Below are 17822 nucleotides of genomic sequence, written 5' to 3'. Positions count from 1 at the left end.
CGCGGGCGTGGCTGGCGTGGCTGGCGCGGTAGGCGCGGCGGCGCGGCACGCTGGCGCGGAGGCGCGGCACGCTGGCGCTCCGGGCGCTCCGGGCGCTCTGGGCACGGAGGCGACGAGCGTGGAAGCGCGCTCCAGCGTGGAGGCGCGCTCCGGGGAGCCGTCGGAGGACCCGACGTCGGAGACGCGCACGGTGTACGCGGACTCGGAGATGCGGCCCGGGTACCTGGAGAAGATGGCGGGCGCGCCGCGGGTGGAGGGACCGTCGGGCCCCACGTACGCAGAGATGGCCGCGATGGACATGCACACGCCGATCGCGGGGACGTATACGCCGTCGGCAGCGATGAGCGCGGCGTTCAAGATGCAGGGGCACGGGCCCCTCGGGTTGCAGGTGCCGCAGGTGGCGCAAGTGCCGCAAGCACCGCAAGCACCGCAAGCACCCACCGCGGAGCCGTCCTCGCCGCGCGACCTGGGGAGGGCGATGGTGTTCTCCGTGCCGCAGCCCGTGCCGGCGCGGCCGAAGCGGGGCTGGGTGAAGTGGGCCGCGATGGGCATGCTCGGTGCGGCGCTCGCAGGGCTGCTCGTGGGGATGGTCGCGCGCGGTGAGGCGGTGGTGGGCAGCGGGGCTCCGGGGACGGAGGCGCAGGCCGGCAAGCCCGGTTCGGCGGAGCTCCTCACCGGGACGCAGGAGGCCGCCGCGCAGGAGGTGGCGCCTGGAGGCGTGGAGCGGCGAGGAGCGCCGGAGCGCGGGGCGCCGCAGCAGGGAGCGCCGGGGCAGGAGCAGGCGGCGCCGGAGCAGCCGCAGGCAGCGCCGGAGCAGCCGCAGACAGCGCCGGGGGCGCCGGAGCAGGGAGCCTCGGTGCAAGGCGCAGGGGTCCAGGGCGCGGGGGCGAAGGACGCTGCTGTGAAGGACGCTGCTGTGAAGGACGCTGCCGTGAAGGGTGCGTCGGCGAGGACGGCGCTCGTACAGGGCGCGCGTGCGGGTGGGGCGCTCGCGGGCACGGTGCCGACCACGGTCTCGGATGCCCAGGGTGACGTCGGCGCAGGGGCGCCTGCCGAGGGGCCGGCGCGAGGGGTGCCCGCGGGCGCGGTGCCTGCCGCCGGGAGCCCGGAGCAGGCAGCGCCAGAGCAAGTCGCGCCGGCGAACGCGGCTCCCAAGGGGGGCTGAGGACCTCCGTCGCGCAGCGGGGACTCGCGCCTGGACGACGGGGCTCGCGTCTGCACCGGCGAGGGCTCGCGCCTGCACCGGTGCGGGCTTCACCCGGGCTTCGCTTCATTCAAGCCGGGGAGCGCACCTGAAGTCGCCATTGACGAAGGCGCAGTCGTTGCTCAGGCATTGCGCGCTGAGGGTGCAGCTCTCGCCGTCGAGGAGCTTGCAGGTCGCCTGGGCGTCGCACGCCTTGGTGGTCCCGCAAGCGGTGTCGGACTCGCCGCGGGCGTGGAAGCGGCAGGTGGTGAAGGTCTCGAGATTGCACATCTCGCAGGTGCCGTCGCAGGCGCGGGCGCAGCAGATGCCTTCGACGCAGTGGCCGGAGGTGCAGTCGCCGTCGAGGGTGCAGGTGCCACCGAGGGGCGAGGTGCAGCTCCCGGCGCCGTCGCAGAGGCCTCCCTCGCCGCACGGGGTGCCGGTCGGGGTGGGTCCTGAGGGCGTGGGGAGCCCGGCCTGGCAGCTCATGGCCTGACAGGCCTGGGGGTCGAGCGGGTGGCCTTCGCCGAAGGGATCGTGACGACAGTGCCCCTCGGGGGTGCAGGTGTCGGCGGTGCAGGGATCGCCGTCCTCGCAGACGGCGTCGTCGGTGCAGCGCGTGGACCCGGGGGAGGTGGCGCTGTCGCCTGCCTCGCTGGAGCCATCGCCCACGTCGTGGTCGCGGTCCGTGCTGCCGGTGCAGCGGGTGCGGTCGTGGCAGGTGCCGGCGCTGTCGAGCACGCAGCCCTGCAAGGTGGCCGCCGCGGTGAGCAAGGCGGCGATGGTGGTGCTGGACGATCGGTGCATCATGTCCCCTCCCCTCTGTGCGGGCGCGCGTGGGCGAGCCCTGTTCCTCGTGCTCTGGCGGGAGCATGCCCTCGCCGTGTCGTCGGGCAGGGTCCACCACGGGGGCGAAGCGCCTGCGCGGGTCGTGGATCGGTTGTCGAGGTGCAGGCGACGTGGGGCGCTGCGATCAGCGAAAACGATGGGGCGGATTGAGCCCCGGGTGCGAGGTAGCCGTGCCTGGTACTCCGTTCCCCAGGTTCGTCCCTGGTCCTCGGCTCAGCGCGGGGGGCGGTTGGGGCAGCGGCGGCGCTGGAGGAATTGCGGGCGTGAGCACTTGAGGGGGGCTGCGGACGGGGTTGGGGGCAGGAGGTGGGGGGGAGGTGCAGGGAGGGCCAGTGGTGCCTCGGCGGTGTGCGGGGGCTCGAGGGCAGGGAGCTCGGGGTCGGGCTGGAGCGGATCGGCCTCGGCGGTGATGGCGTCTGCGGAGGGCTCAACGGAGGGGGACGGAGCCGGGATGTGGCCGGACACGGAGGAGCCCAGGGCGATGCTTGGCGCGAGGGGGATGGGGGGGGGGCTCAACGCGGGGGAGGCATGGGCGGCAGAGGTCGCGATGCTGGGCCGCAGTGAGCGCCGGGGGGACGGAGTGGGGACCGGACAGCGGTCGGCGTGGCCTTGTGCGTCGGGCTGACGCACGGTGGCCTCGGCGGTGGGTGCGCTGGTGGAGACCAGGACCGAGGTCGTGCTGGCGACGAGAAGAGCAACGACGCTGGAGACGAACACGAGACTGCGCCAGCGTGCGGGATCGCTTGCCGCCTGCGAGGGGAGGGTCGCGCGGCCCTCGGGAGAGGCTGGCTCCACGGCGGGGAGGCTGCCGGTGGACAGGCGGAGGCCAGGGGGCAGAGAGCTGGGTGGCGCCTGGTCGGGGGAGGGGCACGGGATGGACGAACTGTGCGGCAGTTCGGGCAGCGTGGAGGACCGCGCGGGCGCGGAGGGGATCATGGCTTCGCCCGAGGAGGCGGCGACGCCGCGGCGCGTGGAGTTCACGAGGGGATCGGCGTCGCTGCCGAGCATGGAGCCGTGGCTCGGGAAGCCGGGGAGCGGGGACGAGGCAGGCTCGCGGGAGACTGCGGACGCGGGGGATGCCGACGATGCGGGCGATGCCGACGATGCGGGCGATGCCGACGATGCGGGCGAGGCGGCGAGCGCAAAGGCACCGGGCGCGAGGGGGGCGCTGGGGGGGACGTTCGTGTCGAGCGCGGTGGGTACGGCGGGCGCGCGGGGGGTGGGCCGGGCCTGAGAGAGGGGCTGCGCGTCGGCAGGTGCGGCAGTGGACAAAGGCACGGCAGGGTCAGGGAGCATGGACGGCTCGGCGGCGACGCCGAGGGGTGGCATCCAGGTCGCGCGAGGGGAGAGGTCCGGGGCGAAGGAGAGGGGGTGGTGAAGCGCGGCCGGGAGGCCGTGGGCGCCGTCCTCGGGGGTGGACCGGAAGAAGGGGGGGGCTTCGCGGAGCTCGGAGCTGCGGGTGCGCAGGGGGGATGGGCTGGCGAAACCGATGCGGGTCTCGCCGCGCTCGGTGCCGGGGATGGGGGTCTCGGTGGCATGCGGCGCGTGGGCGGCGTGGGCGGCGTGGGCGGCGTGCGCGACATACGCGGCATACGCGGCGTGTCCGGCATGCGCGGCGTGCGCGGCATACGCGGCGTGTCCGACGTGCATCGCGTGGGGCGCGGGAGAGGCGGCGCGGGGCGCGTGCAGAGAGGGCCAGTCGGGGTGGTGCTCGGAGCGGGGGATGGTCGGGATCCACTGGGCGAGAGGGGAACGGGGCTCGCCGAAGAGATCGACGTCGGAGCGGCGCGCGGGCGGCTGGTTCCAGGGATCGCCGTCGCCGACGACGTGGTCGAGGGCGAGGGCGATGCGCTCGGCGGGGCCGAAGCGGTGCTCGCGCTGGCGGTGCATGCAGCCGGCGACGAGGTCGACGAAGCCGGGGGCGACGTGCCGCACGTAGCGGCTGACGAGGGGGATCTGGCCCTGGAGGATCTGCAGGACGATCTCGCTGAAGTTGCCCTGAAACGGGCGCTCGCCGGTGAGCATCTCGAAGAGGACGACGCCGAGAGACCAGAGGTCGGCGCGGAGGTCGACGTCGACGGCGGCGCGGATCTGCTCGGGGCTCATGTAGGGGAGCGATCCCACGGCGTCGCCCGGGGCGGTGCAGGCCGGGTTCCGGCCAGGGGCTGGCTTGCTGACGCCGAAGTCGAGGACCTTGACGACAGGCGTGGCGTCGTCGTGCTCGCGGTGGAGGAAGATGTTCGCTGGCTTGAGGTCGCGGTGGACGATGCCGAGGCCGTGCACGGCGGTGAGGGCAGAGGCGATCTCGCGGCCGATGTGGGCGGCGAGCGCGGGCTCGAGGCGGCGGCGGCGGAGCAGGAGGTCGGCGAGGGTCTCGCCGGTGAGGAGCTGGAGGACGAGGACGGGGTCGCCCTCGGTGGTCACGACGGCGTCGTAGATGTCGACGATGTTCGGGTGGCGGAGGGCGCCGCAGGCGTGGGCCTCGCGCTCGACACGGCGCCTCAGAGCGTCGACGGGCGCGACGATGAGCTTGAGGGCCACCTCGCGGCCCGTGGCCTCGTTGATGGCAGCCCAGACGGTGCCCATGGCGCCGGTACCGAGGTGCCGGAGGAGCCGGTACTTGTCGGCGATGACCGTGCCGGGAGTGAGCGGCACACGGGGTGTGGAGTGCTGCATCATTGCGATCAAAATGGAACCTGTCCGGCGCGCCGGGCTAGCGAAGATCTCCGCAGATCACGCCAGCGCGTTGAGGTTTGTGAGGCCTGCAGGGGTCTCTCGACCTGCGGCGATGTGTGGGCTCGGGTGCCTCCCAGGGGGGCGGCGTTCAGTGCCCGGCACGGCGGCGTCGTGGAGACGCGCCGCGGGGCTCACAGAAGGGTCTGTCGCCGTCGGGTGCCCGCTGGTTAACCGTGCTGCGCTCTGTCCGGGTAGGAGGACCGCGGCGGCTTCGTTTTGCCAGGAGTCCATGGTTCAGGCTGCATGTTAATCAGCCGGGCCGGGCTCGACAAGGCAATGGTCACGATTTCGATTTCAATGATGTTCGGGCCGTTCTGCGCTGCCCGCTGGGCGCAATTTCGTGCGGTCAGGGGTGGACGCGGGGTGTCCGGCCTGCGTGTCCTCTGCCCGCGCCGGGGTCGATGGCGGCTCAGGCCAGGGCGCGGAGGTCCGCGTTTCCCCCACACACAACCACGCCGATGCGCTCGCCGGATCTGCGCGGGTATGCGCCGGACATGAGGGCGGCGAGGGCGGTGGCGCCGCTGGGTTCGGCGGCGAAGCGCAGCTCCTCCCACAATGCGCGCTGTGCGGCGAGAATGGCGTCGTCGGGGATCAGTATCGCGTGCCGCACGTGTCGCCGGGCGACGTCGAATGCGATGTCGCCTGCCTGGGAGGCGCCCAGCGCGTCGACGGCCACGCCGCTGACGGAGACTTTCAGGGGTTTCCCGGCGGAGAGCGCGGCGGAGAGCGTAGGGGCGCGCTCGGGTTCGACGCTCACCACGCTGGCAGCGTCGCCATACCACGATGCAATGCCGGCAATCAGGCCTCCCCCGCCGACCGCGACGAGGACGGTGTCGAGGCCGGGAGCCTGGGCGTCGAATTCACGGCCGACGGTCCCCTGCCCTGCCACGACTTCGGGCTGGTCGAACGCGTGGACTTCGAGGGCGCCCGTCTCGGCGGCGCGGAGCTGGCTCGCGGCGAGGGCGTCCGCGTAGCGGTCGCCGATCTGGGTGACGTGGGCACCGTAGCGACGGAGGCGCTCGACCTTGACGGGAGAGGCGGTGACCGGGACGAAGATCTCCGCGCGGTGTCCGAGGCGCAAGGCGGCGTACGCGACGGCGACGCCGTGGTTGCCGCCCGAGGCCGCGATGACGCCCGAGGAGGGGACCTCGGCGGAGAGCATGCGGTTGAAGGCACCGCGCACCTTGAACGAGCCGGTGTGCTGGAGGGATTCGAGCTTGAGGTAGAGGGCGCCGTCGACCCCGAAGGCGCCGGGCTCCATGCGGAGGACGGGGGTCTCGCGGACGTGCGCGGCGATGCGCTGGGCGGCGTCGTCGATGTCGGCGCGCGTGACGTGGACCCGGGGGAGCGGGCTCGGTGCATCCTGCGGGCTCGGTGCATCCTGCGGGCTCGGTACATCCTGAGGGCTCGGTACATCCAAGGGCGTGTCTCCGGTGACGAGGGCGAAGGCGAAGGCGAAGGCGAAGGCGAAACGTGCTGCTGCGAGCCGACGCGATGCGTCCACCAGGGGGTCTCGCGCGGCGCGCATGCTCACATGCACGAGAAGAAGGGAGCAAGGCGTCAAATTGCCTGCGCGAAAGGGGCGCGCTGACATAGGCTGCCCGCATGATCGGGCTGGTCGATGCGTCCCTCACCTTCCCCACCGTGCTGTTCACGGGGGTGCTGGCGCTGGCGCTGATCTACTGGTTCTTCGTGGTGCTCGGGGCGCTCGACATGGATGTGCTCGGGGGCGCCGATGGGCACGCGGAAGGCGCGCTCGACGGGGTGACCAAGGGGGCGCTGGAAGGGGTGATGAAGGGGGGGCTCGACGGCGTGGCCAAGGGGACGCTGGAGGGCATGGCCAAGGGCGCCGGCGAGGTGGTCGGGGGGGAAAGCGCGCTCGATGGGGAGGGAGGGCTCGCGGGGTTGATGGGGGCGCTGCACCTCAAGCGGGTGCCGGCGACGGTGGCGCTGACGCTGACGGCGACGTTCGGGTGGCTGATCAGCGTGCTCGGGGAGACGCACGCGGCGCCGCTGTGGACCGGGGCGGGGATGCCGGGGTGGCTGTTCCGGGTGGGGCTCCTGCTGGTGTCGCTGCTCGTGGCGCTGCCGCTGGCGTCCCTGGTGGCGCGGCCGCTCGGGGGGCTGTTCGTGACGCAGCGCGCGCAGTCGCTGGCCGATCTGGTGGGGAAGGTGGTGGTGATCTCCACGGGGAGGGTGGACGAGCGCTTCGGACAGGCGCTGCTGCAGGACGGTGGGGCGGGGCTGATCCTGAACGTGCGCAGCGATGCGCCAGGGGTGCTGCGGCAGGGGGACCGGGCCATCCTGGTGAACTGGGACGCCGAGAAGGAGAGCTTCGCGGTGGAGCCGATGGACGATCTGCTGGTGGAGCGGCGGATCCAGCAGCTCGCAGGGGCAGAGCGCGGGGCGAGCGGTGGGGCCGGGGACGGAGCGCGCGGGAAGGTGCCTGGAGACGAGGAGGCGGCGGAGGCGGAGGCGGAGGCGACGGCCGCGGCGGCGCAGGTTGACGAGGAGAAGGCGGGGGCGCGGAGGCTCGGCGAGTGAAGGGGGAGCAGGGCCGAGGGCCTTGCAGGGGCGCCTTCCGGGTCGTGTAGTCTCGTCTCTTTACTTTCGAGGGGTGTGCTTTGTCGGGGAACGTGGAGATCCTGCTGCCGATCGTGGTCGCGCTCTGTCTGGGTGCGGTGTGCGTCGTCGGGGCGCTGCTGGTGATCAAGACCTGCTACCGGCGGGTGCCGCAGGGCAAGGCGCTGATCGTGAACGGGATGGGCGGGGCGCCGCGGGTCACCTTCACGGCGGCGGTGGTCTATCCGTTCTTCCACGAGGCCGAGGCGATGGACGTGTCGGTGCAGACGGTGAAGGTGACGCGGGAGGGCGCGAAGGGGCTGCTCTGCAGGGACAGCATCCGGGTGGACGCGGAGGTCACGCTCTTCGTGCGGGTGAACAGGACCACGGAGGACGTGCTCAGGGTGGCGCAGACCATCGGGTGCGCGCGGGCGTCGGATCCGGCGGCGCTGAAGGAGCTGTTCGAGGTGAAGGTGTCGGAGATGATGAAGACCGTCGCCCGGGAGATGGCCTTCGACACGCTGCTCGCGTCGCGCCAGGCGTTCAAGGACGAGGTGATCACCAGGATGGGTACGGACCTGGGCGGGTTCACGCTGGAGGATCTGGCCATCGACTCGCTGGAGCAGACGCCGATCGAGGCGCTCGACCCGAGCAACATCCTGGACGCGGAGGGCATCGCCGCGATCACGCGGCGCACGACGGTGGAGCAGCTCGCCACGAACACGCTGCTGCAGCAGGAGCGGAGGGAGGTTCTCCGGCAGAACCACGAGACTGACGAGGCTGCGCTCCGTTACCAGCAGGTGCGGGCCGAGGTGGAGGCGAAGCTGCAGCGGGAGATCGCGGTCGCGCAGGCGCTGGAGCAGGACGAGACGGCGCGGGTGATCGCCGAGGCGCGCAAGGCGGCGCGTGATGCGCGCGAGGGGCGCGAGGAGCGCGAGGAGCGCGAGGAGCCTGGCCGGAACACGTGAGAAAGATCGGGGCGTGACGGCGGGAGGGGCAGCGGAGGGGGAACGAGGGCGGGGAGATTCTCCAGGATAGAAGGATCATCCGTGCTCGCGCGGGGGTGCGTGTGGCGCGGGCGAGGATGTTCTGGAGATCGCAGAGTCTGGATGACGCGGCGATGGCGTCTGTGATCTGCACGGCAGAGGTGCGTGCGAAGGAGCAGGCAGGAGCACGTCCTGACGTCGATCGCCAGTCCGTTGATCCTTGATTGAGGACGCATGCCTTCGTGTAGTCTCGCCCTCGTTCAAGCAAGAGGAGACCGCCGTGCCCCAGAGCCTGGAGCAGATTCTTCCGTTCGTCGTCGTCATCGGCCTGGTCGCGCTGGCGATCTTTGGCTCATTGCTGATCGTCGCCAAGTTCTACCGGCAGGTGGAGCAGGGCAAGGCGCTGATCGTCAACACGATGAAGTCGGAGCCCGTCGTCACCTTCACGGGGAAGGTGGTCTACCCGATCATCAACAAGGCCGAGATGATGGACATCTCGGTGAAGACCGTGGAGATCGATCGGCGCGGGAAGGAGGGGCTGATCTGCAAGGACAACATCCGCGCAGACATCAAGGTCATCTTCTTCGTGCGGGTGAACAAGACGCAGGAGGACGTGCTCAAGGTGGCGCAGGCCATCGGGTGTGGGCGGGCGTCGGATCCGAAGACGCTGGAGGACCTCTTCAACGCGAAGTTCTCCGAGGCGCTGAAGACGGTCGGTAAGCGGCTGAACTTCGAGGATCTGTACAAGTCGCGGCAGCAGTTCAAGGACGACATCATCGACGTCATCGGCAAGGACCTGAACGGGTTCGCGCTGGAGGACGCGGCGATCGATTACCTGGAGCAGACGCCGCTCGAGGCCCTCGACAAAGACAACATCATGGATGCCGAGGGCATCAAGAAGATCACCGACCTCACGGTGGTGCAGAACATCCTGACCAACGAGCTCCGTCAGAAGGAGAAGATGGAGATCGGGAGCCAGAACCTGCACGCGGCGGAGGCGCTGTTCACGTTCGAGCACCGGCGCGCGGAGGCGGAGGCGAAGGCGAAGAAGGAGATCGCCATCGCGCAGTCCCGCGAGGAGAACGAGGCGGCGCGGGTGGCGAGCGACGAGCAGAAGAAGACCCTGCTCGTGAAGGAGAAGAACGAGGAGGAGGAGAAGGTCGCGCGGGAGGCGAAGGAGCGAGGGATCGCCATCGCGGAGCGCGCCAAGGTGCGCGAGGTCCAGGTGGAGACGGAGCGGGTGGAGCGGGCGCGGCAGCTCGAGGTCGTGGCGCGGGAGCGCGACGTGTCGCTGCAGCAGATCGCCCGTGAGAAGGACCTGGAGCTGCAGCGCAAGGAGATCTCGGACGTGATCCGGACGCGGATCGCGGTGGAGAAGACGGTCGCGGAGGAGGAGGAGCGCATCAAGGACGTCCGCGCGCTGGCCGAGGCGACCCGCCTGAAGGACGTGACGCGGATCAACGCCGAGGCGGAGGCGCAGGAGCAGCTCGTGAAGCAGCTCAAGTCGGCCGAGGCGAGCGAGGAAGCGGCGAAGTTCCGGGCGCGGGAGAAGGTGATCACCGCGGAGGCCGAGCTCGAGGCGAGCGACAAGGCGACGCGGGCGAAGATCCGGATCGCGGAGGGCGTGCAGGCCGAGGCCGCAGCCGAGGGGCTGGCCAAGGTGCGCATCCGGGAGGCCGACGCGGCGGCGCTGGAGAAGACCGGGCTCGCCGAGGCGCGGGTGGCGCTGGAGAAGATGCAGGCGGCCGCCACGGGCGAGGAGAAGCAGGGGATGGTGCGGGTGCGGGTGCGGGAAGCCGACGCAGCCGCGGTGGAGCGCCAGGGCCTCGCGGAGGCGAACGTGGCGCGCGAGAAGCTGCTCGCCGAGGCGACGGGGCTGGAGAAGCGGGGGCTCGCCGAGGCCGGGGTGGCGAAGGAGAAGCTGCTCGCCGAGGCCGTGGGGCTCGAGCAGCGCGGCCTGGCGATGGCCAAGGCGCGCGAGGCCGAGGCCGCGGCGACGGAGAAGATGGGCCTGGCCGAGGCGACCGCGAAGGAGAAGATGGTCCTCGCCGAGGCGCTCGGGGTGAAGGAGCGGCTGCTCGCAGAGGCCAGCGGTACGGCCGAGAAGGCGGCGGCGATGAAGGCCCTCGACGGGCTGGGCCGGGAGCACGAGGAGTTCCGGCTGCGCCTGGAGAAGGAGAAGGTCATCGAGCTCGAGCAGATCAGGACCCGGGTGGAGGTCGCGCGCGCCCAGGCAGAGGTGCTGCGGGCAGCGTTCTCGACGGCGAAGATCAACATCGTCGGCGGCGATGGAGCGTTCTTCGAGCGCTTCATGAAGGCGGTGACGCTCGGGCAGACGGTGGACGGGGTGGTGGAGCAGAGCTCCACGGTGAAGGGGCTGTTCGAGGACTACCTGACGCGGCCCGAGGGCGCGCCGGCGCCGAGCCTGACCGATCTGCTGGGGCGCCTGGTGAGCAGGTCGACCGATCCGGAGAGCAAGAAGCAGATCCAGGCGATGGCCGACAAGGCGCGCGATCTCGGGCTCGACGAGCTGGGCAAGGCGCCGCGCGCGTAGCTGCTCGCTTCCAGGTAACGTCCACGCCAGGTAGCGACCAACGGGAGCGTAGGGGCCGCAGGCCCCTGATCCAGGGTACGCAGTACCGACCAACGGGAGCGTAGGGGCCGCAGGCCCCTGATCCAGGGTACGCAGTACCGACCAACGGGAGCGTAGGGGCCGTGAGGCCCCTGATCCAGGGTACGCAGTACGTACGCAGCAACGAGGTTTGAACGCCCATGACATCCAAGGCACCGGAGGCGGCGGGCGCCTCTGCTTCGAATGGCGGCGCGGAGGCTCTGGAGGGGGGAAGCTACGAGGTCATCCGTCGACGCCTGCTGGAGCAGGCCGAGACGCTCGGCAAGAAGGCCGAGGCGCTGAACGGAAAGCGCAAGACGACCTTCGGCGGCTCGGAGCTGCAGCTCGCGGCGACGGAGCGGATCCGCACGGAGCACAACTGCGTCCCGCGGGACATCGTGAGCGTGCGGGGCAAGCTCCTCGTGGGCTACCACGTGGTGCTGGGGCTGAAGCACGAGGCGCAGGTGGGGGACGTGTTCGCGCTCCACCGCTTCGGGCAGGGCGCCGAGGGGCACGATTTCGCGCCGGTGCCGCTGGAGGAAGGGGACGGGGGGTTCCTCGCCGATCCGGCGTTCGTCAAGGACTTCAAGGATCTCTTCAAGTACACGAAGGAGACGCGGCTGCTGCAGCTCCGGCGCACGGACACGCGGCTGCTCGCGATCTTCCAGACGGGCGCCACCGAGCGGGACGTGAAGGTGTTCCGGTGGAGCGTCGATGGCTCGGGCCGGATCAAGTACATGGACGCGCGCGGCGAGGGGGACAACGTCCGGCCGCGGTCGCACGACTTCGAGTGGAAGGCGACGACGCGCGAGGATCAGGTGTCGGGGAAGCACCCGCACGTGTCGATCCTCGACGAGATCTACGTGGAGACGGTGGGCGGAGACCTGACCGTCAAGGTGGAGAACAACACCGCGTCGGGGCTCGGGATCTACAGCGAGCCGGTGGAGGACGCGAACCAGGGGCTCGACGACGCGGAGATCCGTTACGCGAAGCTCGGGCCGCTGATCCTGCTGAAGATCAAGCCGTTCCGGGAGCTGAATTACCGCTACCTGGTCTACAACAGCCGGCTGAAGAAGGTGGTCCGGGTGGACGCGGTGGGGCAGGCCTGCCTGACCTTGCCGGAGGACCAGGGGATCGTCTTCCCGAACGGGTATTACCTGCTCACCGGGGAGAGCAAGCGGTTCGACGAGAGCGGGGACGATCTCCTGTTCGAGCGGGTGATCAAGTCGCCGAACGGGGAGGACGTGCTCTACGTCTTCCACCGGGTGTCGGACGGGAAGTACGTGCTGTTCCCGTACAACGTGATCCGCAAGGAGATCGCGACGCCGATCCCGTGCCACGGCTACAGCCTGTTCGACGACGGGAAGATGGTGATCTTCCGGTCGACGGACGAGGCGACGCGCGTGCACCCGATGCAGATCTGGCAGACGCCGTTCATGACTGCGGAGTTCGCGGCGTCGGTGCCGACGGACGGGTCGTACCTGGCGAAGGTGGGGAACCCGGACCTCGTGCGGGGGATCTCGGACGCGCTGAGCCTCAGGCGGCTGTGCGTGTCGGATCAGCCGACGCGGATGACGTACGAGGACGTGATCAAGACGTGCGACCGGATGGTCGACGCGTACTACTGGCTCGGCCACGCGGAGGCGGGGGATCTCGGCGGGAGCGTGCGCGATCTGCGCAAAGTGGCCGAGAGCATCATCGACGAGTTCGAGAAGGTCGAGGCGATCCGGGCGCGCGCGAAGCAGTCGCTGGCAGCCGCAGAGGAGGCGCAGAAGCAGGTCCTGTCGGGGCTCAGGCCGGACGACCTGCGGAGCGTGGACGCGTTCATGCAGGCGCTGACGGCGCTGCGCAAGCAGCGGGGGCACCTGATCACGCTGCGCGAGCTGAAGTACATGGACCTCGGGCGGGTGGACGCGCTCGAAGCCGAGGTGGTGGCGCGGTTCGAGGAGGTGAGCGCGGCGGCGGCGGCGTTCCTGCTCGGGGACAAGGCGTTCAAGCCGCTGACGGATCGCCTCGGGGCCCTGGTCGGGCAGATCGAGGCGGTGAAGAAGTCGAGCGAGATCACGCCCTTCAAGGCGGATCTCGACGGGGTGAACGACGGGCTGTCGCTCCTCAGCGAGATCGTGTCCGGCCTGAAGGTCGACGATCCGACGGCGCGGACGCGGATCCTGGAGGGGGTGAGCGAGGTGTACGCTCAGCTCAACCGGGCGCGGGCGATCCTCAACGCGAAGACGCGGGATCTGCGGGGGTCGGAGGGGCGGGCCGAGTTCGGGGCGCAGTTCAAGCTGTTCGGGCAGAGCGTGGCGAGCGCGGCGGCGGCCTGCGACACGCCGGAGCGGTGCGACAGCGAGCTGTCGAAGCTGCTCGTGCAGCTCGAGGAGCTGGAGGGGCGGTTCGGGGAGTTCGACGAGTTCCTGGCGGAGCTCGCGGCGAAGCGGGAAGAGGTCAACGAGGCGATCGGGGCGCGGCGGCAGCAGCTCGTGGACGAGCGGCAGCGGCGCGTGCAGAACCTGGTGGGGGCCGCCGACCGGATCCTGCAAGGGGTGGTGCGGAGGGCGCGGGGGTTCGCGAACGCGGACGAGCTGAACGCCTACTTCGCGACGGACGCGATGGTCGCGAAGGTGCGCGATCTCGCGGGGGAGCTGTCGAAGCTCGGCGACTCGGTGAAGAGCGACGAGGTGGAGTCGCGGCTGAAGTCGGCGCGGCAAGACGCGCTGCGGCTGCTCCGGGACCGGGAGGATCTGTTCGAGGACGGCGCGAACGTCATCAAGCTCGGGCGGCACAAGTTCAACGTGAACACGCAGCCGCTGGAGCTGACGCTGGTGCCCCGCGAGGGGGCGATGGCGCTGCACCTGACGGGGACCGATTTCTTCGAGGTGATCGAGGACGGGGCGCTGAACGAGGCGCGTGATCTGTGGGACCAGCAGCTCGTGAGCGAGACGCCGGAGGTGTACCGGGGCGAGCTGCTGGCGGTGTCGATGCTGGAGGACGCGGAGGCCGGGCGAGGCGGGCTCTCGCTGGGGGCGCTCAAGGCGGCGCTGATGACGGTGACGTCGGAGGCGGGGTCGGCGGGGACGGGCGGAACGGGCGGAACGACGAGTACGGGGACGAAGAGCGCGGCAGGTCCGAGCGAGGGGCTGCTCGCAGCGGTGCGGGCCTACGCGGCAGAGCGGCACGACGAGGGGTACGAGCGCGGGGTGCACGACGCGGACGCGGCGCTGATCCTGGAGAAGCTGCTGGGGTTGATGTCGACCGCGGGGCTCTTGCGGTACGCGAGCGGGGCGCGGGCGCTCGGGTGCCTGTGCTGGGCCGCAATGGGGGCACCGGAGCGAGAGGTGACCCACCGGAGGGCGCGGAGCCTGGGGCGGCTGCGGGCGCAGATCCTGGAAGGGGTGAAGGGCGGGCCGCGGGTTGCGGGCGGGGGCGGGGGCGGCTCAGGGCGCGGGACGGCGCTCGGGGCGTTCGCAGGGGAGCTGGAGAAGGCGGTGGAGGCCGCGGCGAAGGCGTACGAGGTGACGGCCAGCAAGGGAGAGGTGCGGTTCGCGGCGCGCTACCTGGTGGAGGAGCTGTCGGCAGACCACCCGCGGTTCGTGACGAGCGCGGGGGCGATCGCGCTGCGGGATGCGCTGCTGGGATACCTGGACCTGGGCGGGGGGCGCGGGGCGCTGGAGGAGGATCTGCGGCAGCTCGAGGCGCAGCCGGCGGCGCAGCTCGCGCTGGCGCTGGCGTGGGTGGAAGCGTTCGTGGAGAACGATCCGGAGCGGGCGCACCTCGGGCACCTGGCGCGCGAGGCGGCGGTGGTGCTGGTGACGGAGCGGAAGCTCGATCGGGAGCCCAGCGCGGCGGTGGTGGAGGCGCGGGTGGAGGGGCTGCTCGGCCAGCACCCGCGGATCAAGGAGCGGGCGCTCGCGCTGCGGCTCGACGAGGTGCTGGGGCGGGTCGGCGAGATGATGCGGGAGCGGGTGCCGCGCTACCGGGCCTACCGGCGGCTGCGGGGGGAGATCGTGGAGCGCGAGAGGCGACGGCTCCGGCTCGACGAGTTCTCGCCGAAGGTGCTGACGTCCTTCGTGCGCAACCGGCTGATCGACGAGGTGTACCTGCCGCTCATCGGGGCGAACCTGGCGAAGCAGCTCGGGGCCGCGGGGGCCGGGAAGCGGACGGACCTGATGGGCATGCTGCTGCTCATCTCGCCGCCCGGGTACGGCAAGACGACGCTGATGGAGTACGTGGCCAGCAAGCTGGGGCTGGTGTTCATGAAGGTGAACGGGCCGGCGCTGGGGCACGAGGTGACCTCGATCGATCCCTCGGAGGCGCCGAACGCGACGGCGCGGCAGGAGGTGGAGAAGATCAACCTGGGTCTGGAGATGGGCAACAACGTGATGCTCTACCTCGACGACATCCAGCACACGAACCCGGAGCTCTTGCAGAAGTTCATCTCGCTGTGCGATGCGCAGCGGCGGATCGAGGGGGTGTGGGGCGGCAAGACGCGCACCTACGATCTGCGGGGGAAGAAGTTCTGCGTGGTGATGGCGGGGAACCCGTACACGGAGTCGGGGGCGCGGTTCCAGATCCCGGACATGCTCGCGAACCGGGCCGATACGTACAACCTGGGCGACATCCTGGATGGCAAGGAGGCGATCTTCGCGCTGAGCTACCTGGAGAACGGGCTGACGTCGAACCCGACGCTGGCGCCGCTGGCAGGGCGAGAGCCCGCGGACGTGCACAAGTTCATCAAGCTGGCGCAAGGTGAGGAGGGGGCGTCGACGGACTTCAGCCACGCCTACTCGGCCGCGGAGGTGACCGAGGTGGTGGAGGTGCTGCGGCGGCTGTTCAAGGTGCAGAAGGTGCTCCTGTCCGTGAACCAGGAGTACATCCGGAGCGCGTCGCAGGAGGACGCCTTCCGGACCGAGCCGCCGTTCAAGCTGCAAGGCAGCTACCGGAACATGAACAAGCTGACCGAGAAGGTGGTCTCGGCGCACACGGACGACGAGATCGAGCGGCTCGTGGACGACCACTACACGAGCGAGTCGCAGACGCTGACCAGCGGCGCAGAGCAGAACCTGCTGAAGCTCGCGGAGATGCGGGGGCGGCAGTCGGCGGAGCAGAAGGCGCGCTGGGAGGAGATCAAGAAGGGCTTCCAACGGGTCAAGCGGATGGGGGGGAAGGACGACGATCCGGTGGTGCGGGTGACGGGGACCCTGACGATGCTGGCCGAGCAGCTCGAGGGGATCCGCGGGGCCATCGGGGGTGCAGTGGCGGCGAGCCAGGAGGGGGCGAAGGCCCGGGAGCTGAAGGGCTGGCTGGAGCCGGAGCTGCACCGGCTGTCGGCGGCGATGCGCTCGCTGGCGCAGCCGAAGGTGGACGTGCACGTGGAGACGGACAGGTCGGTGTCCGAGGTGGTGGCGCAGTACCTGTCGCTGGTGGAGCAGACGGTGACGCCGCTGGCAAAGTCGGCGACGCAGAGCGCGCTCGGGGTGCGGGCCGTGGAGAAGCACCTCGGAGAGGTGGAGGAGCTGGTGCGGTCCCTGGACGAGAGGCTGAAGGAGGCGCTCTCGCGAGGGAAGAGCGGGGGTGCGCCACCCGCGCCGCGGTTCGAGGCGAAGCTCGGAGGGAACAGCCCGGCGAACTTCTACCAGGCAGGGCCCGCCGAAGACGTGGTCGGGCACGGGGGGATCTTCGTGCCGACGCACCGGACGCCAGCGCGGGGGTCGACGGTGGCGGTGCGGATCCCGTTCCCCGATGGGCGCGCCATCGAGGTGATGGGGGTCGTGGAGTGGGCTCGGGGGGCCGGTGGAGAAGGCCCGCCAGGGTTCGGGGCGCGGTTCGTGAAGCTGTCGGCCGAGGAGCGGACGCTGATCGAGGAGTACGCGCGGGAGCGGGCGCCACTTCGCTACGACGCCTGAGCGAGAGGGCGCACGCAGCGCAGGGGGCGCGCGGCGAAGGCGCGCGGCGAGGGGGCCCGGTGAGGGAGGCGCGGCGAGGGGGAGTGCCCGGTGAGGCGGGGGGCGTATCATCGGGCGCGTGAAGCCGGGTGACGTCGTGGGGGGGCGTTTCGAGGTCGAGACGCTCGCGGGAGCCGGGGGGATGGGGAGCGTGTACCGGTCCCGCGACAGGCTCACGGGGGAGCCCGTCGCGCTGAAGGTGCTGCGCGTGGACAGGCGCGCGCCGCTCGACAGGTTCGCCCGGGAGGGTCAGCTCCTGGCAGAGCTGCAGCACCCGGGGGTGGTGCGGTACGTGGCGCACGGTCGGGCAGGCGATGGGCCGCCGTACCTGGTGATGGAGTGGCTGGAGGGGGAGGACCTGAAGGCGCGGCTCGGGCGGGGGCCGGCGCTGTCGGTGGACGAGGTGGTGGCGCTGGGGCAGCAGGTGGGGGCCGCGCTCGGGGCTGCACACGCGCGGGGGGTGGTGCACCGGGACGTGAAGCCCGGGAACCTGTTCCTGGCAGGGTCGGACGTGCGGCGGGTGAAGCTCCTGGACTTCGGGATCGCGCGGCTGCTCGATCGGGACAGCGCGATCACGCGGGCGGGGATGGCGCTGGGGACGCCGGGGTACATCGCTCCGGAGCAGGCCCGGGGCGCAGAGGACGTGGGGGCGCAGGCCGACGTGTTCTCGCTGGGGTGCGTGCTGTTCGAGTGCCTGGCAGGGGTGGCGCCGTTCCACGCGGAGGACAAGGTGGCGGTGCTGGCGAAGATCCTGCTGGAGGAGCCGCCGAAGCTGCGGGCCGTTCGGCCAGACACGCCCGAGGCGCTGGAGGCGCTGGTCGGGCGGATGCTGGCGAAGGAGCCAGGGGAGCGTCCGGTCGATGGGGATGCGGTGGCGGCAGCGCTGGGGAGGCTCGCGGGAGGTGGAGAGAGGCGGGCCGAGCGCGGGGTCGCGGGGGGCGGGGGGGTCGCGG

Annotated in this window: 8 protein-coding genes and 1 pseudogene; 6 read left to right on the top strand and 3 right to left on the bottom strand. The window is 71.2% G+C overall.

Annotated elements, in window-relative coordinates:
- Positions 1–1165, top strand: a pseudogene (locus CAP_RS42160) (hypothetical protein); the annotation flags it as partial.
- Positions 1166–1270: 105 nt separating this feature from the next.
- Here the strand turns inward: CAP_RS42160 and CAP_RS46820 are convergent.
- The 3 genes from CAP_RS46820 to CAP_RS42145 all read right to left on the bottom strand — a co-directional run bounded on the left by CAP_RS46820 (position 1271) and on the right by CAP_RS42145 (position 6296).
- The gene (locus CAP_RS46820) at positions 1271–1993 is read right to left on the bottom strand and encodes a hypothetical protein (RefSeq protein ID WP_052376892.1); all 723 of its coding nucleotides are present in this window, start codon (positions 1991–1993) and stop codon (positions 1271–1273) included.
- Between the two features lie 252 nt (positions 1994–2245).
- Complete coding sequence (locus tag CAP_RS55510) at positions 2246–4711, bottom strand: serine/threonine-protein kinase (RefSeq protein ID WP_052376891.1); 2466 nt, start codon at positions 4709–4711, stop codon at positions 2246–2248.
- Between the two features lie 466 nt (positions 4712–5177).
- Complete coding sequence (locus CAP_RS42145) at positions 5178–6296, bottom strand: threonine/serine dehydratase (protein ID WP_081865830.1); 1119 nt, start codon at positions 6294–6296, stop codon at positions 5178–5180.
- Between the two features lie 77 nt (positions 6297–6373).
- Here CAP_RS42145 and CAP_RS42140 point away from each other — a divergent pair, with 77 nt between their 5' ends.
- From CAP_RS42140 to CAP_RS42120, 5 genes are all read left to right on the top strand, one after another.
- Positions 6374–7312 (top strand): DUF1449 family protein, encoded by a 939-nt coding sequence (locus CAP_RS42140; RefSeq protein WP_052376890.1) that lies wholly within the window; start codon positions 6374–6376, stop codon positions 7310–7312.
- 80 nt (positions 7313–7392) lie between these two features.
- On the top strand, positions 7393–8298 hold the full coding sequence (locus CAP_RS42135) for an SPFH domain-containing protein (protein WP_052376889.1): 906 nt from the start codon (positions 7393–7395) through the stop codon (positions 8296–8298).
- A gap of 298 nt (positions 8299–8596) precedes the next feature.
- The gene (locus CAP_RS42130) at positions 8597–10870 is read left to right on the top strand and encodes a flotillin family protein (RefSeq protein WP_231512019.1); all 2274 of its coding nucleotides are present in this window, start codon (positions 8597–8599) and stop codon (positions 10868–10870) included.
- A gap of 218 nt (positions 10871–11088) precedes the next feature.
- Positions 11089–16830 carry a DNA repair ATPase gene (locus tag CAP_RS42125; protein ID WP_044252013.1) on the top strand — a complete coding sequence of 1914 codons (5742 nt, stop codon included), beginning with the start codon at positions 11089–11091 and terminating at the stop codon, positions 16828–16830.
- Positions 16831–16948: 118 nt separating this feature from the next.
- On the top strand, positions 16949–17822 hold an 874-nt coding region (locus CAP_RS42120), incomplete at its 3' end, for a serine/threonine-protein kinase (RefSeq protein ID WP_044252011.1).

Source organism: Chondromyces apiculatus DSM 436, from assembly GCF_000601485.1.
Classification (GTDB): Bacteria; Myxococcota_A; Polyangia; order Polyangiales; family Polyangiaceae; genus Chondromyces; species Chondromyces apiculatus.
Note: the sequence above shows the minus strand (reverse complement) of the source record. Positions and strands in the feature narration are given on the sequence as shown.